Raw genomic sequence first — 19,570 nt, 5'->3', positions numbered from 1 at the left:
TTGGCCTCTGATTAAAAAACTGCGGCGATGGTAACGGATGGCTGGCAAGCTGCAAGCGCCTTCAGCTCAATTGCGCTTCGGCCAGCGTGAGTGTGCGCGGGATCCGGCTGGCATCCCAGTGCGCAATGCCCCAATCCAGCAGTTCGCGCGGGCTGGCGTGCAGCAGTTCAGCGCCGGCCGGCTGGCCGAGGGCGCGCAATGCCCTTAACAGCAAAGGCGTAGCCTGGTCGGGTGTCAACGGCGGCGAGCGGTAGGATTTGCCCAACTTGTTACCGTCCGGCTGGACGATCAGCGGCACGTGCAGGTAGCGCGGCTGGCGCAAGCCCAGCAATTCCTGCAGATAGAGCTGGCGCGGCGTGGAATCGAGCAGGTCGGCGCCGCGTACGATATCGGTCACGCCTTGCCAGGCATCATCGAGCACCACGGCCAGTTGATAGGCATACAGGCCGTCGCGGCGACGGATGACGAAATCGCCTACATCGCGGCCCAAGTGCTGTCGGAATTCGCCCTGCACGCGGTCGGTAAAGTGGTATTCCAGCTCAGGCACGCGCAGGCGGATGGCCGCATCGTGCTGAGCATGCCCGGCGTTGCGACACAAACCCGGGTAAATCCCGTGATACGGCTCCAGTTGCTTGCGCGAGCAAGTGCAGGCGTAGGCCAGGCCATGGTTGAACATGTCGTTGAGGACTTTGGCGTAGGCGTCATGCCGCTCGCTTTGTCGGACCAGTTCACCATCCCATTCAAAGCCGTAGCTTTCCAGGGCGTGCAGGATCGCCGCCTGGGCGCCGGGTTCTTCTCGGGGTGGGTCGAGGTCTTCCATGCGCATCAGCCAGCGGCCGTGATTGGCGCGGGCATCAAGGTAGGAGGCGAGGGCGGCAACCAGCGAGCCGAAATGCAAATGGCCGCTGGGCGTGGGGGCGAAACGCCCAATATAGGTAGAGGCTGTCATGGGCCGGATACTACTGGAAAATCGGTAAACGCCAGAAACAAAAATGGGGCGTTTGCACGCCCCATTCGTTCAGCTCGACAGGATTACTTGCCGACCTGTTTTTCCTTGATTTCAGCCAAGGTCTTGCAGTCTACGCACAGGTCCGCGGTTGGGCGGGCTTCCAGGCGGCGAATACCAATCTCGACGCCGCAGGATTCGCACCAGCCATATTCCTCGTCTTCGATCAGTTGCAGCGTTTTGTCGATTTTCTTGATCAGCTTGCGTTCACGATCACGGGCGCGCAGTTCGAGGGCGAATTCCTCTTCCTGGCTGGCACGGTCTGCCGGGTCCGGGAAGTTGGCGGCTTCGTCCTTCATGTGGTCAACGGTACGGTCGACCTCTTGCATCAAGTCCTGCTTCCACTTTTGCAGGATCTTGGTGAAGTGCTGGCGCATGGGCTTGCCCATGTACTCCTCACCCTTCGTTTCAACGTAAGGTGTGAAGCCACTGAGGCTCTGCTGCTGTTGCTTTGCTTGGGTGGACATGAATAGACCGCCTCTCACTCTTCTAATCCATTGCGCAGGATTGCAACGTCACCGACACCTGCCGGCCCTGCGGCTGCAAGCGGGCGAACTTACCAGATAGATTCGGGGTGCGCCACTCCCGGTTGTCGAGGCCCAACTTGGCGGGGGTGCAAACAGCAACAGCCCGCCATGGCTGGGTATAGCGTGTCTCGATTGTTGATTTTAGTCGTTTTGCAAGCGCTTGCTCGGTTCATCGTGGATGGCCGAGCAGGCAATAGAGCATGTTTTACCGTGAGGGTTCGGTAGAATCCTGATTTTGTCCTCACCGTTAAGGAAGGCTAATGGCTCAGCCCTACAGTGCGCGCAGTCGCGCCATCGAACCTTTTCATGTCATGGCGTTGCTGGCGCGAGCGAACGAGCTGCAGGCGGCCGGCCACGATGTGATCCACCTGGAAATCGGCGAGCCGGATTTCACCACGGCCGAGCCCATCATCCAGGCCGGCCAGGCGGCGCTGGCGAATGGCAAGACTCGTTACACCGCAGCCCGTGGGCTGCCTGAACTGCGCGAGGCTATCAGTGGTTTTTACCAGCAGCGTTACGGGCTGAATGTCGACCCTGAGCGCATTCTGATCACCCCCGGTGGCTCGGGCGCCTTGTTGTTGGCCAGCAGTCTGTTGGTCGACCCCGGTAAACATTGGTTGTTGGCCGACCCCGGCTACCCGTGTAACCGGCATTTCCTGCGCTTGGTGGAAGGTGCGGCACAACTGGTGCCGGTCGGCCCGGACGTGCGTTACCAATTGACCGCCGACCTGGTGGCCAAGCATTGGAACCAGGACAGCGTGGGCGCCCTGGTTGCGTCGCCTGCCAACCCCACCGGCACCATCCTCACGCGGGACGAATTGGCGCAATTGTCGAGTGCGATCAAGGCGCGTGACGGCCACTTGGTGGTGGATGAGATCTATCACGGCCTCACTTATGGCACCGACGCCGCCAGCGTGCTGGAAGTCGATGACGATGCGTTCGTCCTAAATAGTTTTTCGAAGTATTTCGGCATGACCGGCTGGCGCCTCGGCTGGCTGGTAGCGCCGCCCGCTGCGGTGGGCGAGTTGGAGAAGCTGGCGCAAAACCTCTACATCAGCGCGCCGAGCATGGCCCAGTACGCGGCGCTGGCCTGTTTTACCCCGCAAACGTTGAGCATTCTGGAAGAGCGCCGCGCCGAGTTCGGTCGCCGTCGTGATTTCCTTCTACCCGCCCTGCGTGAGCTTGGATTCGGCATCGCCGTCGAGCCGGAAGGCGCCTTCTACTTGTACGCCGATATCAGCGCGTTCGGCGGCGATGCCTTCGCGTTCTGCCGTCATTTCCTCGAGACCGAACACGTAGCCTTTACGCCAGGGCTGGATTTCGGCCGTTATCAGGCCGGTCATCATGTGCGTTTTGCCTACACGCAAAACCTCGAACGGCTACAAGAGGCAGTCGAACGAATCGCCCGTGGCTTACGGAGCTGGCAAGGCTGATGCGTTTTCATCCTCCCCTCGAAGAAGGGCGGCTGATTCGCCGCTACAAGCGCTTTCTCACCGATATCGAAACCGTTACCGGCGAGTTGCTGACCATTCACTGCCCGAACACCGGGTCGATGCTTAATTGCATGGTGGAAGGCGGCCAGGTCTGGTTCAGTCGCTCCACCGATCCCAAGCGCAAGCTGCCGGGCACCTGGGAGATTGCCGAAACGCCGCAAGGCCGGCTGGCGTGCGTGAACACGGCGCGCGCCAATCAGCTGGTTGAGGAGGCGTTGCGCGCCGGCGTCATCACCGAGCTCAATGGCTTTACCGCGCTTAAGCGTGAAGTGCCTTACGGCCAGGAGAAAAGCCGTATCGACTTTCGCCTGGATTACCCACAGGGCGCGGCGTTTGTCGAAGTCAAAAGTGTCACCCTGGGCTTTGACGGCACTGCGGTGGCCGCCTTTCCCGATGCCGTGACCCAGCGCGGTGCCAAGCATTTGCGTGAACTGGCGTACCTGGCGCGCGACGGCGTGCGGGCGGTGCAGTTGTATTGCGTCAACCTGTCGGGAATCGAGGCGGTACGCCCAGCCGTGGAGATCGACGCCGGTTACGCTGCGGCGTTGCGCGAGGCCAAGGCTGCGGGTGTGGAGGTGCTGGCTTACGGCGTGCACGTCACGCCTGAGGAAATTTACCTCGACCGGCGCTTGGAAGTGCTGATCGGCGACTAGAGTTCCACCCACAAGCCCTGTGCGTCTTCGCGGCCGGGCAGGGCGGTGAGGCTTTGGCCGGCGCACGGGCCGGCGATGCATTCGCCGCTCTCGATGAGGAACAGCGCGCCGTGGGTGGCGCACTGGATCAGGCTGGCGCTGGTGTCGAGGAACTGATTGGGCTGCCATTCCAGCGGGATGCCGCGATGGGGGCAACGGTTGATATAGAAGTAGGCAACGCCATCCCGGCGCACGGCCAACAGCTTGCAGCCGTCGATCTCAAAGCCGAGGCTGCTGTTGGGCGCGAGGGTGTCGGAGGGGCAGAGAAACTTCATTTCAATCCTTAAGTGCCTTGACGTGCAAATGCAAACAATTATCAAATGCCGGCTTCGCCCTGCCCTTGGAAGGAAACCCTGTTATGCGCCTGAGTACCAGCGCTATCGCGCTCGTTGCCTCACTGCTGGTCCACCAAGGGGCGCAAGCCTCTGAACTGCCACAACGCTGGGTCAGTGCCGGTGGGGCGCTATCGGAATGGGTGACGGCCTTGGGCGGGGAATCGAAACTGGTGGGCGTTGATACTACCAGCCAGCACCCGGAATCGCTGAAAGCGTTGCCCAGCATCGGTTATCAGCGGCAGTTGTCGGCCGAAGGCATTCTCAGCCTGCGCCCGCAGGTGCTGGTAGGCACAGAAGAAATGGGCCCGCCGCCGGTGCTCGCGCAAATTCGTGGCGCGGGCGTGCAGGTGGAGATGTTTTCGGCCGAAGCGGATCTTCCTACCCTGAAGGGCAACCTGCAGCACTTGGGCAAGTTGCTCGGCAGCGAGGCCAAAGCCAACGAATTGTTTACCGGATATGAACAGGCGCTTGAGCGGCAAAAAACCTGGGTCACCAAAGCGCAGGCCACACAAAAGGCGCCAGGCGTGCTGTTGTTGCTTGGCCATGCGGGCGGCAAGCCGCTGATTGCAGGCAAAGACACCGCCGCAGATTGGCTGCTGCAACAGGCGGGCGGGCGGAACCTGGCGACTCACACAGGCTATAAGCCGTTTTCGGTGGAGTCGCTGGCGGGGTTGAGTCCGGATGTGCTGGTGTTTGCGGATCGTGCCCTCACCGGTGATGCAGCCCGCGCGGCGTTGTTCAAGGAAAACCCGATTTTGGCTTCAACGCCGGCGGCCAAGCGTGGCCGCGTATTTGAGCTCGACCCGACGCTGCTGGTCGGCGGGCTGGGGCCGCGTTTGCCGCAAAACCTGGTGAAGCTGTCTGCCGGGTTTTATCCGTCCCAGGCTAAACCTGCCCCATGACCACTCTGGTTAAACCGAAAACGCTGTTTATCGGGCTGACGCTGTTGTGTGTATTGGCGATCTGGCTCTCACTGGCCTTGGGGCCGGTCAGCCTGCCGTTGCTGGACACGCTCAGGGCCGCCTTGCGTTTGATGGGGTTGCCGATAGATGCCCAAGGCCTTGAGCAGGCGGAGTTGATCCTGGGGCAGATTCGCCTGCCGCGCACATTGCTTGGTTTGGCGGTCGGCGGTGTGCTGGCGTTGTCGGGTGTGGCGATGCAGGGGTTGTTTCGAAACCCGCTGGCCGATCCTGGCTTGGTGGGTGTGTCCAGTGGTGCGGCGCTGGGCGCTGCGGTGGCGATTGTCGGCGGCGCGTTTTTTGGCGGGTTGCCGGATGCATTCGGGCCTTATTTATTGTCGTTGTGTGCGTTTCTCGGTGGGTTGGGCGTCACGGCCCTGGTCTATCGCCTCGGGCGCCGCAACGGCCAGACCAATGTGGCGACGATGCTGCTCGCCGGTATTGCCCTCACGGCCCTCGCCAGCTCGGCGGTGGGGTTGTTTACCTATTTGGCCGACGACGCCACCTTGCGCACCCTGACCTTCTGGAACCTGGGAAGCCTCAATGGCGCGAGCTATTCGCGGTTGTGGCCTTTGTTGCTGGTGAGCGCCGGTGTGGCGCTGTGGCTGCCGCGCCGGGCCAAGGCGCTGAATGCACTGTTGTTGGGTGAGTCCGAGGCCAGCCACCTTGGCATTGATGTTGAAGGGCTCAAGCGTGAACTGGTGTTTTGCACCGCTCTGGGCGTGGGCGCGGCGGTAGCGGCGGCAGGGATGATTGGGTTTGTTGGGCTGGTGGTGCCGCATTTGGTGCGGCTGCTGGCGGGGCCGGATCATCGGGTGCTATTGCCGGCCTCGGTGCTGGCGGGCGCGAGTTTGCTGCTGTTTGCGGACTTGGTGGCGCGCCTCGCCTTGGCGCCGGCGGAGTTACCGATCGGCATCGTGACGGCGTTTATTGGCGCGCCGTTTTTTCTTTACCTGTTGTTGCGGGGGCGTGCCTGATGCTGCGAGTCGAAGCGCTGCAGATTCGGCGCGGTCGCAAGACTGTCTTGGCCGATGTCAGCCTGGACCTGTTGCCGGGCCAGGTGCTGGGCGTGCTGGGGCCCAATGGTGCCGGCAAAAGTACCCTGCTGGGCGCGCTGTGCGGTGAGTTGCACCCTGATCAGGGCAATGTGTGGCTGGACCAACAAGCGCTAAGCAGTTGGAGCGGCTCGCAGCGTGCGCAACGGCTGGCGGTGTTGCCGCAAACCTCGACCCTGGACTTTGCGTTCAGGGTCGAAGAAGTCGTCGGCATGGGGCGTTTGCCGCATCAGACCGGGCGAGTGCGTGATGACGAAATCATCAGCGCGGCCTTGCACGCAGCGGACGTCGGGCACTTGAGCGGTCGCAGTTACCTGGCGTTGTCCGGTGGCGAGCGCCAACGTGTGCACCTGGCGCGGGTATTGGCGCAGTTATGGCCGGGTGAAGCGGGGCAGACGCTGCTGTTGGATGAACCCACATCAATGCTTGACCCTTTGCACCAGCACACGACGTTGCAGGCTATTCGCAGTTTCGCTGATCGAGGCGCGGCGGTGCTGGTGATCCTCCATGACCTGAACCTGGCGGCGCGCTACTGTGACCGGATCTTGCTGCTGCAGGACGGGCGCCAACATGCCCTGGACACGCCCGCGGAAGTCTTGCGACCGGAACCGCTCAAGGCTGTGTTTGGTTTGGATGTGCTGGTGCAGCCGCATCCGGAGCGTGGTCATCCGCTGATCATTGCACGCTGAGGCTGGCTTTTTTACAGGCAGCTTTCTACAGGCAAAAAAAGACCCGGCAAGAGCCGGGTCAAATAACCGTGATTAGCCTGATGAGGAGATAATCTGAGAGTCCGAACCAATGGTCTTTCAGTTATCGGCTGATCTCGCGACCAGTTGTGATAATCATAACGATTCTCATTTGAGAGTCAACATTTGTTTTCGTGCGTCCTGCTGATTTCTTCAATACGTGTTCGCAACGCCCGTAAACACTGGGCCTGATCGCCGAACTAAATCTTCTGACGCGCTGAAATAGCATCCAACTGGCGGTTCAGTGCTTCCTTGCGCTCCGCGGGAATGTCGTTCCAGTGCACATCCATCAATGCGCCCTCAATTGCATACAGCAACACTTTCGATGCCCGGAAGCCGCGAGTTCGTACGGCTCGGTAGGCATCGACCGCTCCCAGGCGGCGCAAGTCGGACGCGCTGTGGATGCCCACCGCGTGCAGCCACTGCGCCGACGTCTTGCCAAGGTTTTTCAGGTGTTGCAGCTCATCGTTCATCAAGCCTCCTTGCGACGGCCGAATGGTGCGGTGGGTATTCGTGACCAGGCAAGCCTGAAAAGGAGTGTAGCGCTCAGTAGGAAAAGCGTAGTTCTTTGGTCAGGAACGGCTGAAACGCTTATAAGAATGGCGCTGAGTGTTTGTATGTGGGCAGGTGCGAATCACCCGGCGCGCTGGATGCGTAGCCGGGGTTCCACAGGGGGCGTCACTTGGTGCGGTAGCGCAGGCGCGTGCCGAAATTGACCGACATCAGAATCTCGTCCGCAGTCAGTTCAGGCGGGAAGTAAGTGCCGGAGATCTGTGCGTGGGCCAGGCTGGCGCCTTCCAATGAGCAGTCGCGCAAGTCCAGGCCGCGCAGGTCGGCGGAGCGGAAGTAGGCGTCGGTGAAGTCGACACCGGTGGCGTCCAGGTCGCGCAGGTCCAGCCCGCGGAAGTCGCCACCGCGCATGTCGATGGTCCCGTCTTTGGGGCGTTCCTGGTTGAAGCCTCGAATGTCGTCCTTGTGCAGGAGCGCGTAGAGCGGGGTATCAAGAAGCTTGGGCTGACTCATGACGGCGACTCCTGTTGGAATTATGACGCCATTATAATGCCACTATTTCTCGGTCGTGCACGGTAGATCGGTGACACGACCAAGAAATATTTCTTACAAACCTGGCAGGGCTTGGCGGATGTGCGCCACCAAGGCATCCAGGGTTCCGCTCTCATTGGTCTCGACGCGTTTGCTGAGCAGCAGCTCTTGGGCTGTCAGCGGGTCGCGATTGGCCTGCTGTTCTTCGATTACGGCCAGTGTCGCGTCGGAAGGATCGTTTTTATCCGCCTGACGTTGTTCCAACCAGCTGGCGATAACAGCTTGCGGCGCGTTGCAATCCAGGATCAGGAAGGGCGCGCCGGTGGCCTCAGCAATTTTGGCGGCTGCGTCACGTTGTGCGCTTTTAAGGAAGGTGGCATCCAGCACCACCGGGTAGCCGGCACGCAACACGGTATCGGCGATTTCGTTCAGACGAGCATAGGTGGCTGCGCTGGCGTCGGCGGCATAGATACCGGCCTGTGGCGTGTTCTCTACCTGCTGCTCACCAAACAGACGCTTGCGCTCCACATCCGAACGCAGGCGTACGGCGCCCAATGCTTCCACCAGGCGCATGGCCACGTGGCTTTTGCCGACGGCCGAGACACCGTGGGTAATCGCCAGGAAGCGTGAAGGAATCGTGCTGTAACTTTCTGCCAGGTTGGCGTAGTTGCGGTACTGGCGCAGGGTGGTGGCGCGTTGTACCGGGCTTGCCTCGCTGGGCATGCTGAACAGCGCAATCTTGGCGCGTACCAGTGCGCGATAGGCTTTATAGAAGTTCAGCACTTCCAGGCCTTGGTAGTCGCCGGTCAATTCCAGGTATTGGCTGATAAAGCGGCGCGCCAGGGATTTGAGGCCGCGGTCTTCCAGGTCCATCGCCAGGAAGCCGGTGTCGGCGTACACATCGGTGAAGCGGAACGGCTCGTTGAACTCGATGCAGTCAAAGATCACCACTTGGCCGTCGATCAGCGTGGCGTTCCCCAAGTGGATATCGCCGTGGCATTCGCGGGTGAAGCCATCGAGCTTGCGCTGTACCAACAGTGGTTTGAGGCGCTCGAAGCTGCTTTCAGCCCAGGCTTGCAGGGCTTCCAGTTGAGCCAGGTCGGCTTTTTCGCTGAGGAAGGGGCGGATCTGCTCGAAGTTCTGGCGTACCGGTGCCATCACCTCGTCCGGCGTGCCGGCCGGGTGCTCCTGTGGAACCTTCGGTGCGCTGAGGTGGAAATGCGCAATCTGCCTGGCCATTTCATCAATGTGCGCGCTGGTCAGTTCGCCGTTGGCTTGCAAGGTGCTGAGCAGTTGGCTTTGCGGGAACTGGCGCATTTTCAGCGCGTACTCGATCACCGGGCCGTCGCCGCCCAGTTGTGGGGCTTCGGCGCTGCCGGTGATTGGCAACACTTCAAGATACAAATCTTCAGTCAGGCGCTGGTTGAGGCGCAGTTCTTCATTGCAGAAGTGCCCACGGTCATCCAGTTGGGTGAAATCCAGGAAGCCGAAGTTCATCGGCTTCTTCAGTTTATAGGCGAAGGGGCCGGTCAGAATGACCCAGGAAATATGGGTCTCGATAACTTGAAACGCTTCAACCGGATGGGGATACAAAGCCGGGTTTTGCAGGGCAGCGATCAGGGACTGGCTCACGGGCGATCCTTCAAAGTCGGGGGGAAATCATGGCGGGCATTATGGCGGTTACAGCCGGTCGTGCAAACCGCTGTCCGGCTCATGTTGATCATCAATAAAGTGCGTATAATCCGCCGCCATGACTCGAACCCGATCTCCCCGTTCCCGTAAAAAACCTCCTTCCCGCGGCCTGCGCCCGTGGCTGGGCTGGGCACTCAAGCTAAGCCTGGTAGGCCTGGTGGTGCTCGCCGGCTTCGCGGTGTACCTCGACGCCGTGGTCCAGGAGAAATTCTCCGGCAAGCGCTGGACCATTCCGGCCAAGGTGTACGCACGCCCGCTGGAACTGTTCACCGGCCAGAAGCTGAGCAAGGATGACTTCCTTACCGAACTCGATGCACTGGGCTACCGCCGCGAGCCAGTGAGCAATGGCCCGGGCGCAGCTGCCGTCAGCGGCAATACCGTTGACTTGAACACCCGCGGTTTCCAGTTCTATGAAGGCCTGGAAAAAGCCCAGCCGGTGCGCGTGCGTTTCTCTGGCGATTACGTCGCCGAACTGTCGTCTCTCAACGGTTCGAAGCTGCCGGTGGTACGCCTTGAACCGCTGATGATCGGCGGCATTTACCCGAAAAATCTTGAAGATCGCATCCTGATCAAACTTGATCAGGTGCCGCCGTATCTGCTCGAAACCCTGGTTGCCGTGGAAGACCGTGATTTCTACAGCCACTGGGGCGTGTCGCCGAAGTCGATTGCCCGCGCCATTTGGGTCAACACCTCCGGCGGCAAGATGACTCAGGGCGGCAGTACGCTGACGCAACAATTGGTCAAGAACTTCTACCTGACCAACGAGCGCAGCCTGACCCGTAAACTGACCGAAGCCATGATGGCAATGCTGCTGGAGCTGCATTACAGCAAGCAGGAAATCCTTGAGGCTTACCTCAATGAGGTTTTCGTCGGTCAGGATGGCCAGCGCGCCGTTCACGGGTTTGGCTTGGCCAGCCAGTTCTTCTTTGGCCAGCCGTTGTCCGAATTGAAATTGCATCAAGTTGCATTGCTGGTGGGCATGGTCAAGGGCCCGTCCTATTACAACCCGCGTCGCAACCCGGAGCGCGCCCTTGAGCGTCGGAACCTGGTGCTGGACGTGCTCGAGCAGCAGGGTGTGGCTACGGCCGAGCAAGTCGCGGCGGCGAAGAAAATGCCACTGGGCGTTACAACCCGCGGCAAGCTGGCCGACAGCTCGTTCCCAGGCTTTATCGACCTGGTCAAACGCCAGTTGCGTGAAGACTATCGCGACGAAGACTTGACCGAAGAGGGGCTGCGGATCTTCACCAGTTTCGACCCGATTCTGCAGATGAAAGCCGAAGCTTCGGTCAACGACACCTTCAAGCGCTTGACCGGCCGTAAAGGCTCCGATGAGGTCGAAGCGGCCATGGTCGTGACCAACCCGGAAACCGGTGAAGTGCAGGCCATGATCGGCAGTCGCCAGGCCAGCTTTGCCGGTTTTAACCGCGCATTGGATGCTGTGCGGCCGATCGGCTCGCTGGTCAAGCCGGCGGTCTATCTGACGGCCCTGGAAAAACCGAGCAAATACACGTTGACCAGTTGGCTCTCGGATGACCCGCTGTCGGTCAAAGGTGCCGATGGCCAGGTGTGGACCCCGCAGAACTTCGATCGTCGATCCCACGGCACCGTGTTCCTGTATCAAGGCCTGGCCCATTCCTACAACATTTCCACCTCTCGCCTCGGGCTGGAAGTGGGTGTGCCGAATGTGTTGAAAACCTTGGGTCGCCTGGGCATCAACCGTGAGTTCCCGGCGTTCCCATCGATGCTGCTGGGCGCTGGCGCCATGACGCCGATGGAAGTGGCCACGATGTACCAGACGCTGGCCAACGGTGGTTTCAATACACCGATGCGCGGCATTCGCAGCGTGCTGACTGCCGAGGGCGAGCCGCTCAAGCGGTACCCGTTCCAGATTCAGCAGCGTTTCGATGCGGGCTCCATTTACCTGATCCAGAACGCCATGCAGCGCGTCATGCGTGAAGGTACAGGGCGCTCGGTCTACAGCGTGCTGCCGTCAAACCTGACGCTGGCGGGTAAGACCGGCACCAGTAACGATTCGCGTGACAGCTGGTTCGCCGGCTTCGGCCAGGATGTACTGGCCGTGGTGTGGCTGGGGCGTGACGACAATGGCAAGACGCCGTTCACCGGTGCCACCGGTGCGCTGCAGGTCTGGACCAGTTTCATGCGCAAGGCCGACCCGCTGCCGCTGAATATGCCGCAACCGGACAACATCGTGCAGGCCTGGATTGATCCGCACACGGGGCAGGGCTCCGATGCCAACTGTCCGGGCGCAGTGCAGATGCCGTATATTCGCGGCAGCGAGCCACCACCCGGCGCCGCATGCGGTGGCAGCGCCCCCGCTGACGCGGAATCGGTGATGGATTGGGTCAAGGGCTGGATGAATTAAGCAAAGAGGGTTTCAAGTGAACAAGTGGTTGATTCCAGCTATTACAGCTCTCGCGGTGCTCAGCGGTTGCTCAAGCGTGCAGCGCGGCTCGATTCCCGTTGTGGACTCGAGCACGACGGTTTCGAATAACGATCGCATCTCGGCCAACGGCGGTTTCCGTCAGACCGTGGTCAAGCGTCCTGCCCAAGCCACCCCTCAATCCATTCCCCAGGATTCGGGTGTAGTGGTGATGGTGCCGGGCGGTGGTGCTGCGACCTCCGCACCGATCAGTGCCGAGCCGTGGACGCCAGGGCCAAGCACATCGGGGCCGGTTGACTCCACGCCGATTCAAACGGCGCCGGTCAATCAGGGCACCTACAACATGCCTTCCACGCCGAGTGGCATTCCATCGGCGTCCAGCGCTGGCGGCCTTTCAGCGGACGAGCAATTGGACGGGCCGGTTCTGGCGTTATTGACCACCGCCCAGCAGCAACAGGCCGGTGGCGACTTGAATGGTGCATCGTCGAGCCTCGAGCGCGCCCAACGCGTTGCTCCACGTGAGCCGCAAGTGCTGTATCGCCTGGCCCAAGTGCGCATGGCCCAGGGCGATGCGCCGCAAGCCGAGCAGTTCGCCCGTCGCGGCCTGACCCTTGCCAATGGTCGCCCAGACCTGCAAGCCAATCTGTGGGCCTTGATTGGTGATGCACGTGCCGCACAAGGCGACGCCGCCGGTGCCGCCCAGGCACGTCAAAAAGCCAAGGTCAGCCTCTGATGGATGCGCGTTTTCCAGCGATTGCCGAACAGTTATTGCTGATTGAGCGCGAATTGCGCGTGCAGGGCTGGTGGGACGAGGAGTCCCCCAGCGCCGAGGCGCTCAGCAGTGTCGAGCCTTTTTCGGTCGACACTCTGGATTTCCACCAATGGCTGCAATGGATTTTCCTGGTGCGCATGAAGCAGATCCTCGAGCAGGACCTGCCATTGCCCAATGCATCAGGGATCCTGGAAATGGCCGAGATGGTTTACGCCGATCGGCCGCTGGAAAGCCTTGGCTTGCGTAATGCGCTGAAAAAGTTCGACCAATTGATCGTCGACGCTCGTTAATTGCCTGACTGCCGGGTTTTCCGGCAGTCTTGCGCACATTTCTACCGCTTGACGACATTCAGGCGAGTTTTATCCCTCCTCAAACCCCTTTCTTATGCGTTCTCATGCGCTTAGTTGGAAAAAAGCGCAATTATTGCTTGACTTGAAGGGGCTGAAACAGAAGAATCCAAAGTCCGCTGTATCGGGACTGCCAGAAGCAGGCCCGCTCAGCAGATCATGAGGCGCATATCCGCGCCGACCTGTAACACCCGCAACGCGTTACCTCGCGCTGGGTGGGAAAAGCCCGCAACACTTGGGACGATCCCAATACTTGCTCAGTCAGTGCTGACGTAGTCGGCGACCACCGTCGCTCATGCTCTGTTGAGAAGTAAACCTATTAAGACCCGTCGGTTTTTAACGGACGGTATTCTGGCGTTTTAGAGGTGAACAACGTGGAGCTTTTATCTGGCGGTGAGATGCTCGTCCGCTTTTTGCGTGACGAAGGCGTCGACTATATCTACGGGTACCCAGGTGGTGCTCTGCTGCATGTTTACGACGCACTGTTCAAGGAACCGGCTGTTACCCACATCCTGGTTCGCCACGAACAGGCCGCGACCCATATGGCTGACGGTTATGCCCGTGCCACCGGTAAAGCCGGCGTGGTACTGGTAACGTCCGGCCCAGGCGCAACCAATGCCATTACCGGCATCGCGACTGCTTATATGGACTCCATCCCGATGGTGATCATTTCTGGCCAGGTCGCAAGCACCATGGTCGGTACCGATGCATTCCAGGAAACCGACATGATCGGTATTTCCCGGCCGATCGTGAAACACAGCTTCATGATCAAGCATGCGTCGGAAATCCCGGAAGTCATGAAAAAGGCCTTCTACCTCGCACAGTCCGGTCGTCCGGGGCCTGTTGTTGTAGATATCCCGAAAGACATGACCAACCCGGCTGAAAAATTCGAATACGTCTTCCCGAAGAAAGCCAAGCTGCGCTCCTACAGCCCGGCCGTTCGTGGGCACTCGGGGCAAATCCGCAAGGCGGCAGAAATGCTCTTGGCGGCCAAGCGCCCAGTGCTGTACTCGGGTGGCGGCGTGATTCTGGGCGGCGGTTCCGCACCGTTGACCGAACTGGCCAAGCTGCTCAACCTGCCGGTTACCAACACCTTGATGGGCCTCGGCGCATTCCCGGGTTCGGACCGTCAGTTCGTCGGCATGCTCGGCATGCACGGCAGCTACACCGCCAACCTCGCCATGCACCACGCCGATGTAATCCTGGCGGTGGGCGCGCGGTTCGATGACCGAGTGATCAACGGCGCGAGCAAATTCTGCCCGAATGCCAAGATCATCCACATTGACATCGACCCGGCATCTATCTCCAAGACCATCAAGGCCGATGTGCCGATCGTGGGTCCTGTAGAAAGCGTATTGACCGAAATGGTTGCCGCGCTGAAGGACATCGGCGAAACACCGAACAAGGAATCGGTTGCCAGCTGGTGGAAGCAGATCGACGAATGGCGCGGTGACCGCGGCCTGTTCCCTTACGACAAGGGCGACGGCAGCATCATCAAGCCACAAACCGTGATCGAAACCCTGTGCGAAGTGACCAAGGGCGACGCCTTTGTGACCTCCGACGTGGGCCAGCACCAAATGTTCGCCGCGCAGTACTACAAGTTCGACAAGCCTAACCGCTGGATCAACTCCGGTGGCCTGGGCACGATGGGCTTTGGTTTCCCTGCGGCGATGGGTGTGAAGCTGAGCTTCCCCGACACCGACGTCGCGTGCGTCACTGGTGAAGGCAGCATCCAGATGAACATCCAGGAACTGTCGACGTGCCTGCAGTACGGCCTTCCTGTGAAGATCGTCTGCCTGAACAACGGCGTGCTGGGCATGGTTCGTCAGTGGCAGGACATGAGTTACAACAGCCGTCACTCCCATTCCTACATGGAGTCGTTGCCGGATTTCGTCAAGTTGGTTGAAGCCTATGGCCACGTCGGCATTCGCATCACCGATTTGAAAGATCTGAAGCCGAAGATGGAAGAGGCGTTCGCCATGAAGGACCGCCTGGTGTTCCTCGATATTCAAGTGGACACCAGCGAGCACGTCTACCCGATGCAGATCAAAGACGGCTCCATGCGCGATATGTGGTTGAACAAGACGGAGCGTACTTAATCATGCGGCACATTATCTCCCTGCTTCTGGAGAACGAACCCGGCGCTCTGTCTCGTGTTGTCGGCCTGTTTTCGCAACGTAACTACAACATCGAAAGCCTGACCGTGGCCCCAACCGAAGACCCGACCCTGTCGCGTCTGACGTTGACCACCGTGGGCCACGATGAGGTGATCGAGCAGATCACCAAGAACCTCAACAAGCTGATCGAAGTGGTCAAGCTGGTCGACCTGTCGGAAAGTGCCCACATCGAGCGCGAGCTGATGCTGGTCAAGGTCAAGGCCACGGGTGCCCAACGTGCCGAGATCAAACGCACTACCGACATTTATCGCGGGCAGATCGTCGATGTGAGTGCCAGCGTTTATACCGTTCAACTGACCGGTACGAGCGACAAGCTGGACAGCTTCATCCAGTCGATCGGGACGGCCTCGATTCTGGAAACGGTACGCAGTGGTGTCACCGGGATTGCCCGTGGCGACAAAGTACTCAGCATCTAACCCAAATTAGCGAATGGCCTTACGGCCTGGATATATAGAGGAACCTCATGAAAGTTTATTACGATAAAGATTGTGACCTGTCGATCATCCAGGGCAAGAAAGTCGCCATCATCGGCTACGGTTCCCAGGGCCACGCTCAAGCGTGCAACCTGAAAGATTCCGGCGTTGACGTGACTGTTGGCCTGCGCAAAGGCTCGGCCACTGTTGCCAAGGCTGAAGCCCATGGCCTGAAAGTGACTGACGTTGCTTCCGCCGTTGCTGCTGCCGACCTGGTCATGATCCTGACCCCGGACGAGTTCCAGTCTTCGCTGTACAAGAACGAAATCGAGCCGAACATCAAGAAAGGCGCCACCCTGGCCTTCTCCCACGGTTTCGCGATTCACTACAACCAGGTTGTGCCGCGTGCTGACCTCGACGTGATCATGATCGCGCCGAAAGCGCCGGGCCACACCGTGCGTTCCGAGTTCGTCAAAGGCGGCGGTATCCCTGACCTGATCGCGATCTACCAGGACGCCTCGGGCAACGCCAAAAACGTTGCACTGTCCTACGCTGCAGGCGTGGGTGGCGGTCGTACCGGCATCATCGAAACCACCTTCAAGGACGAGACTGAAACCGACCTGTTCGGCGAACAAGCCGTTCTGTGCGGCGGTACCGTTGAGCTGGTTAAAGCCGGTTTCGAAACCCTGGTTGAAGCTGGCTACGCGCCGGAAATGGCCTACTTCGAATGCCTGCACGAACTGAAGCTGATCGTTGACCTCATGTACGAAGGCGGTATCGCCAACATGAACTACTCGATTTCCAACAACGCCGAATACGGCGAGTACGTGACTGGCCCGGAAGTGATCAACGCCGAGTCCCGTCAGGCCATGCGCAACGCCCTGAAACGTATTCAGGACGGCGAATACGCCAAAATGTTCATCAGCGAAGGCGCAACCGGCTACCCTTCGATGACCGCCAAGCGTCGTAACAACGCCGCTCACGGTATCGAAGTCATCGGCGAGCAACTGCGCTCCATGATGCCGTGGATCGGTGCCAACAAGATCGTCGACAAAGCTAAAAACTAAGTCGTACGCATCAAGAGAAAACGCGGCTTAGGCCGCGTTTTTTCGTTTGAGGGGCTGGTTCTGGTATAAAGCTGCATCGTTTGCGGGCGAACAAGCGCCGCAAGTATTTGTCGAATTTTTTCACACCGTTGCAAGGTAAAGTCCATGAGCGAACGTCCCGAAGAGCCACACCAGGCCTCTGACGCCGAAAGCCTGCTACCGATCGATGAGCATGTCGAAGAAGGGCATGACGCGGAAGGTCGCAAGGTCCGGCATCGTGGCATCTATCTTCTGCCCAATCTGTTCACTACGGCGAACCTGTTCGCCGGGTTCTATTCCATCATCAACTCCATGAGCGCCCAAAGTGCATTGGCGGCGGGTGATGCGGTGAGCGCCAGCAAGTATTTCGGCTTTGCTGCCATCGCAATCTTCGTGGCCATGGTGCTTGATGGCCTGGATGGCCGTGTTGCGCGCATGACCAATACGCAGAGTGCCTTCGGTGCCGAGTACGACTCGCTGTCGGACATGGTTGCTTTCGGCGTTGCGCCTGCATTGCTGGCATTTGCCTGGGCGCTGGGGGATATGGGCAAGGTTGGCTGGATGGTCGCCTTCATCTATGTCGCCGGTGCCGCGTTGCGCCTGGCGCGCTTCAATACCCAAGTGGGCACTGCCGACAAGCGCTACTTCATTGGTCTGGCCAGCCCGGCTGCTGCGGGTGTAGTGGCGGGTATCGTCTGGGCCTTCAGTGACTACGGCATCCAGGGTTCGAAGATGTCCTTCCTGGTGGCCTTGATGGTTGCGGCTGCTGGCATGCTGATGGTCAGCAATATCAAGTACAACAGTTTCAAGGAGTTCGACCTCAAGGGGCGTGTGCCTTTCGTCGCGATCCTCGTGGTGGTGCTGGTGTTCGCGGTCGTGTTCAGTGATCCGCCGCGTATTCTGCTGCTGGCGTTCCTGATTTACGCCGCTTCGGGGCCGATTCAGTACCTTCTGCATCTGCGACGCGACAAAACATTGCCTTAATGTAATGTCCGCCATACTCCGCAGTCTATTGGTGCATCAGTCCTCCAATGCTGCGGAGTTGCCATGTTAATCAAAATCCCCAAAGCGTCCGAATGTCACGAATCGGATGTCACGCCTGAATCCTTCTATCTTTCTCGCCGTAGTGTGCTCGGTGGTGCGCTTGCCGGCGTGGCCGCCAGTGCATTGCCGCGCTGGGCCAACGCTGAGGAGGCTGCGCGTTACGCAGACGTGGAGCCGGGCAAAGCACCGAACTGGTTTGCCGAAAAACTGCCGAGTACGAAATGGCAGGCGGTTACCGTGAAGGACGAGGCCATCACCCCATTCAAGGACGCGACCCACTACAACAACTTCTATGAGTTCGGTACAGGCAAGGGCGACCCGGCGACGAATGCGGGTTCACTCAAGACTGAACCTTGGAGTGTGGTGGTTGATGGGGAAGTCGGGAAACCGGGGCGTTATGCCCTCGAAGACTTCATGAAGCCCTATCAGTTAGAAGAGCGTATCTACCGTTTACGCTGTGTCGAGGCGTGGTCGATGGTCATTCCATGGATCGGCTTCCCGATCTCGGCCTTGCTCAAGCAAGTTGAGCCGACCTCCAAGGCCAAGTACATCCGCTTTGAAACCCTGCAGGACCCGAAAAGCATGCCGGGCCAGCGCTCGAGTTTTGGTCTGATCGATTGGCCTTATATAGAAGGGCTGCGTCTGGACGAAGCGATGAACCCGCTGGCGATCCTTGCCGTAGGTATGTATGGCCGTGAGTTGCCTAACCAGAACGGTGCACCGTTGCGTCTGGTGGTGCCGTGGAAGTATGGCTTCAAGAGCGTGAAATCCATTGTGCGGATCAGCCTGGTGAGCGAGCAACCGAAAACGACCTGGCAGAGTATCGCTGCGGATGAATATGGGTTCTACGCAAACGTGAACCCTACGGTCGATCATCCACGCTGGACCCAGGCGCGGGAGCGTCGCTTGCCGAGTGGTTTGTTCAGCCCGAATGTGCGCGAGACCCAGATGTTCAATGGCTACTCGGATGAGGTCGCCTCGCTTTATACCGGTCTCGACCTGCGGAAGAACTACTGATGCGTTACCCCATCTGGCGCGTAGGCGTTTTTATAGCGGCGGCTATATGGCCTTTTTTCTGGCTGTATGAGGCGTGGAGTTCTGTGCTTGGGCCCGACCCTGGCAAAGTGTTGATGGACCGATTGGGTCTTGGGACGTTAATTCTGTTGCTGATTACGCTGGGCATGACGCCATTGCAGAAGCTGAGCGGATGGGCGGGGTGGATAGCGGTCCGCCGACAGCTGGGGCTTTGGTGTTTTGCATATGTGGTTCTGCACCTGGCGGCTTACTGCGTCTTTATTCTTGGTCTTGATTGGTCGCAATTCGGGGTGGAGCTGCGTAAGCGGCCTTACATTATTGTGGGCGCGCTGGGCTTCCTCTGTTTATTGGTGCTGGCGGTGACCTCCAATCGCTATAGCCAGCGTCGGTTGGGCAGCCGATGGAAGAAACTGCATCGTCTGGTGTATGTGATTCTTGGGCTGGGTTTGCTGCATATGCTGTGGATTGTGCGGGCCGACCTCAAGGAGTGGGCTATTTATGCATGTATAGGCGCGCTGCTTTTGGTATTGCGGATTCCACCCGTAATGCGCCGTATTCCACGCCTTATCGCGAAAAAACCAGTTTCTGCAACAAAAACGTAATTAGTGCTTGACGGCAGAATCTGGAAGTCTATAATTCGCCCCACTTCCGGCGCAGTCGAAACGGAAAACTCCTTGGTAAACAAAGAGTTACGCAGAATTCGACAGCGAGTTGCTTCAGTTCATCGAAGCCCAGAAGGAGTTGGTAGAG

At 59.4% G+C, this 19,570-nt stretch carries 20 protein-coding genes; 14 read left to right on the top strand and 6 right to left on the bottom strand.

All coding sequences use genetic code 11. From position 1 onward, the window contains the following. Nucleotides 1-61: 61 nt before the first annotated feature. Together gluQRS and dksA are read right to left on the bottom strand one after the other, a co-directional pair. Complete coding sequence (gene gluQRS, locus HX783_RS19780) at nt 62-949, bottom strand: tRNA glutamyl-Q(34) synthetase GluQRS (protein ID WP_159959917.1); 888 nt, start codon at nt 947-949, stop codon at nt 62-64. Between the two features lie 83 nt (nt 950-1,032). Beyond that, the gene (gene dksA, locus HX783_RS19775; protein WP_034100675.1) at nt 1,033-1,473 is read right to left on the bottom strand and encodes an RNA polymerase-binding protein DksA; all 441 of its coding nucleotides are present in this window, start codon (nt 1,471-1,473) and stop codon (nt 1,033-1,035) included. A gap of 320 nt (nt 1,474-1,793) precedes the next feature. On the opposite strand from dksA, the gene HX783_RS19770 reads away from it, so the two are divergent. Beyond that, complete coding sequence (locus HX783_RS19770; protein ID WP_177017984.1) at nt 1,794-2,966, top strand: pyridoxal phosphate-dependent aminotransferase; 1,173 nt, start codon at nt 1,794-1,796, stop codon at nt 2,964-2,966. Beyond that, on the top strand, nt 2,966-3,679 hold the full coding sequence (gene sfsA, locus HX783_RS19765) for a DNA/RNA nuclease SfsA (protein ID WP_177017983.1): 714 nt from the start codon (nt 2,966-2,968) through the stop codon (nt 3,677-3,679). The genes HX783_RS19770 and sfsA overlap by 1 nt, the downstream gene beginning before the upstream one ends. Here the strand turns inward: sfsA and HX783_RS19760 are convergent. Further along, nucleotides 3,676-3,993, bottom strand: a complete 318-nt coding sequence (locus tag HX783_RS19760; RefSeq protein ID WP_159959911.1) for a Rieske 2Fe-2S domain-containing protein — start codon at nt 3,991-3,993, stop codon at nt 3,676-3,678. The genes sfsA and HX783_RS19760 overlap by 4 nt on opposite strands. Before the next feature lie 83 nt (nt 3,994-4,076). On the opposite strand from HX783_RS19760, the gene HX783_RS19755 reads away from it, so the two are divergent. The 3 genes from HX783_RS19755 to HX783_RS19745 are packed head-to-tail and all read left to right on the top strand — an operon-like array spanning nt 4,077 to nt 6,756. Next, nucleotides 4,077-4,955, top strand: a complete 879-nt coding sequence (locus HX783_RS19755; protein WP_177017982.1) for a hemin ABC transporter substrate-binding protein — start codon at nt 4,077-4,079, stop codon at nt 4,953-4,955. Further along, entirely contained in the window at nt 4,952-5,989 is a 1,038-nt protein-coding gene (locus tag HX783_RS19750) for an iron ABC transporter permease (RefSeq protein WP_177017981.1), read from the top strand. Before HX783_RS19755 ends, HX783_RS19750 begins: the two co-directional genes overlap by 4 nt. Further along, nucleotides 5,989-6,756: a heme ABC transporter ATP-binding protein gene (locus tag HX783_RS19745; RefSeq protein WP_177017980.1), complete on the top strand. Its 768-nt coding sequence runs from the start codon at nt 5,989-5,991 to the stop codon at nt 6,754-6,756. Before HX783_RS19750 ends, HX783_RS19745 begins: the two co-directional genes overlap by 1 nt. A 257-nt stretch (nt 6,757-7,013) precedes the next feature. Here HX783_RS19745 and HX783_RS19740 read toward each other — a convergent pair whose 3' ends face one another. From HX783_RS19740 to HX783_RS19730, 3 genes are all read right to left on the bottom strand, one after another. Continuing rightward, a complete protein-coding gene (locus tag HX783_RS19740) occupies nt 7,014-7,286 on the bottom strand; it encodes a TfoX/Sxy family protein (protein WP_159959903.1) in 273 nt (90 codons plus the stop codon). A gap of 205 nt (nt 7,287-7,491) precedes the next feature. Continuing rightward, a complete protein-coding gene (locus HX783_RS19735) occupies nt 7,492-7,836 on the bottom strand; it encodes a pentapeptide repeat-containing protein (RefSeq protein WP_159959901.1) in 345 nt (114 codons plus the stop codon). A 93-nt stretch (nt 7,837-7,929) separates the two neighbouring features. After that, nucleotides 7,930-9,486, bottom strand: a complete 1,557-nt coding sequence (locus tag HX783_RS19730) for a bifunctional aminoglycoside phosphotransferase/ATP-binding protein (RefSeq protein ID WP_177017979.1) — start codon at nt 9,484-9,486, stop codon at nt 7,930-7,932. 118 nt (nt 9,487-9,604) lie between these two features. Between HX783_RS19730 and mrcB the strand changes: the two genes are divergently transcribed. From mrcB to msrQ, 9 genes are all read left to right on the top strand, one after another. Then, complete coding sequence (gene mrcB, locus HX783_RS19725) at nt 9,605-11,929, top strand: penicillin-binding protein 1B (protein WP_159959897.1); 2,325 nt, start codon at nt 9,605-9,607, stop codon at nt 11,927-11,929. 16 nt (nt 11,930-11,945) lie between these two features. Further along, nucleotides 11,946-12,680: a M48 family metallopeptidase gene (locus tag HX783_RS19720; RefSeq protein WP_159959895.1), complete on the top strand. Its 735-nt coding sequence runs from the start codon at nt 11,946-11,948 to the stop codon at nt 12,678-12,680. Further along, nucleotides 12,680-13,009 (top strand): YqcC family protein, encoded by a 330-nt coding sequence (locus HX783_RS19715; RefSeq protein ID WP_177017978.1) that lies wholly within the window; start codon nt 12,680-12,682, stop codon nt 13,007-13,009. Before HX783_RS19720 ends, HX783_RS19715 begins: the two co-directional genes overlap by 1 nt. A gap of 431 nt (nt 13,010-13,440) precedes the next feature. Beyond that, on the top strand, nt 13,441-15,165 hold the full coding sequence (locus tag HX783_RS19710) for an acetolactate synthase 3 large subunit (RefSeq protein WP_159959891.1): 1,725 nt from the start codon (nt 13,441-13,443) through the stop codon (nt 15,163-15,165). A gap of 2 nt (nt 15,166-15,167) precedes the next feature. Continuing rightward, nucleotides 15,168-15,659 carry an acetolactate synthase small subunit gene (gene ilvN / locus HX783_RS19705; protein WP_003176102.1) on the top strand — a complete coding sequence of 164 codons (492 nt, stop codon included), beginning with the start codon at nt 15,168-15,170 and terminating at the stop codon, nt 15,657-15,659. 47 nt (nt 15,660-15,706) lie between these two features. Then, a complete protein-coding gene (gene ilvC / locus HX783_RS19700; protein WP_003194132.1) occupies nt 15,707-16,723 on the top strand; it encodes a ketol-acid reductoisomerase in 1,017 nt (338 codons plus the stop codon). A 144-nt stretch (nt 16,724-16,867) separates the two neighbouring features. Further along, the gene (pssA, locus tag HX783_RS19695; RefSeq protein WP_159959887.1) at nt 16,868-17,725 is read left to right on the top strand and encodes a CDP-diacylglycerol--serine O-phosphatidyltransferase; all 858 of its coding nucleotides are present in this window, start codon (nt 16,868-16,870) and stop codon (nt 17,723-17,725) included. Between the two features lie 63 nt (nt 17,726-17,788). Then, complete coding sequence (gene msrP / locus HX783_RS19690; protein ID WP_177017977.1) at nt 17,789-18,802, top strand: protein-methionine-sulfoxide reductase catalytic subunit MsrP; 1,014 nt, start codon at nt 17,789-17,791, stop codon at nt 18,800-18,802. Further along, complete coding sequence (msrQ, locus tag HX783_RS19685; protein WP_177017976.1) at nt 18,802-19,422, top strand: protein-methionine-sulfoxide reductase heme-binding subunit MsrQ; 621 nt, start codon at nt 18,802-18,804, stop codon at nt 19,420-19,422. The genes msrP and msrQ overlap by 1 nt, the downstream gene beginning before the upstream one ends. The last annotated feature ends 148 nt before the right edge of the window (nt 19,423-19,570 follow it).

The sequence above is a fragment of the Pseudomonas sp. D2002 genome, assembly GCF_013385735.1.
In the GTDB taxonomy this organism is placed as follows: Bacteria; Pseudomonadota; Gammaproteobacteria; order Pseudomonadales; family Pseudomonadaceae; genus Aquipseudomonas.
Note: the sequence above shows the minus strand (reverse complement) of the source record. Positions and strands in the feature narration are given on the sequence as shown.

What these genes read in the sequence shown, in the direction of transcription:
- gluQRS (WP_159959917.1), bottom strand. Translation starts at nt 949, where the DNA reads ATGACAGCCTCTACCTATATTGGGCGTTTCGCCCCCACGCCCAGCGGC.
- dksA (WP_034100675.1), bottom strand. Translation starts at nt 1,473, where the DNA reads ATGTCCACCCAAGCAAAGCAACAGCAGCAGAGCCTCAGTGGCTTCACA.
- HX783_RS19770 (WP_177017984.1), top strand. Translation starts at nt 1,794, where the DNA reads ATGGCTCAGCCCTACAGTGCGCGCAGTCGCGCCATCGAACCTTTTCAT.
- sfsA (WP_177017983.1), top strand. Translation starts at nt 2,966, where the DNA reads ATGCGTTTTCATCCTCCCCTCGAAGAAGGGCGGCTGATTCGCCGCTAC.
- HX783_RS19760 (WP_159959911.1), bottom strand. Translation starts at nt 3,993, where the DNA reads ATGAAGTTTCTCTGCCCCTCCGACACCCTCGCGCCCAACAGCAGCCTC.
- HX783_RS19755 (WP_177017982.1), top strand. Translation starts at nt 4,077, where the DNA reads ATGCGCCTGAGTACCAGCGCTATCGCGCTCGTTGCCTCACTGCTGGTC.
- HX783_RS19750 (WP_177017981.1), top strand. Translation starts at nt 4,952, where the DNA reads ATGACCACTCTGGTTAAACCGAAAACGCTGTTTATCGGGCTGACGCTG.
- HX783_RS19745 (WP_177017980.1), top strand. Translation starts at nt 5,989, where the DNA reads ATGCTGCGAGTCGAAGCGCTGCAGATTCGGCGCGGTCGCAAGACTGTC.
- HX783_RS19740 (WP_159959903.1), bottom strand. Translation starts at nt 7,286, where the DNA reads ATGAACGATGAGCTGCAACACCTGAAAAACCTTGGCAAGACGTCGGCG.
- HX783_RS19735 (WP_159959901.1), bottom strand. Translation starts at nt 7,836, where the DNA reads ATGAGTCAGCCCAAGCTTCTTGATACCCCGCTCTACGCGCTCCTGCAC.
- mrcB (WP_159959897.1), top strand. Translation starts at nt 9,605, where the DNA reads ATGACTCGAACCCGATCTCCCCGTTCCCGTAAAAAACCTCCTTCCCGC.
- HX783_RS19715 (WP_177017978.1), top strand. Translation starts at nt 12,680, where the DNA reads ATGGATGCGCGTTTTCCAGCGATTGCCGAACAGTTATTGCTGATTGAG.
- ilvN (WP_003176102.1), top strand. Translation starts at nt 15,168, where the DNA reads ATGCGGCACATTATCTCCCTGCTTCTGGAGAACGAACCCGGCGCTCTG.
- ilvC (WP_003194132.1), top strand. Translation starts at nt 15,707, where the DNA reads ATGAAAGTTTATTACGATAAAGATTGTGACCTGTCGATCATCCAGGGC.
- pssA (WP_159959887.1), top strand. Translation starts at nt 16,868, where the DNA reads ATGAGCGAACGTCCCGAAGAGCCACACCAGGCCTCTGACGCCGAAAGC.
- msrP (WP_177017977.1), top strand. Translation starts at nt 17,789, where the DNA reads ATGTTAATCAAAATCCCCAAAGCGTCCGAATGTCACGAATCGGATGTC.
- msrQ (WP_177017976.1), top strand. Translation starts at nt 18,802, where the DNA reads ATGCGTTACCCCATCTGGCGCGTAGGCGTTTTTATAGCGGCGGCTATA.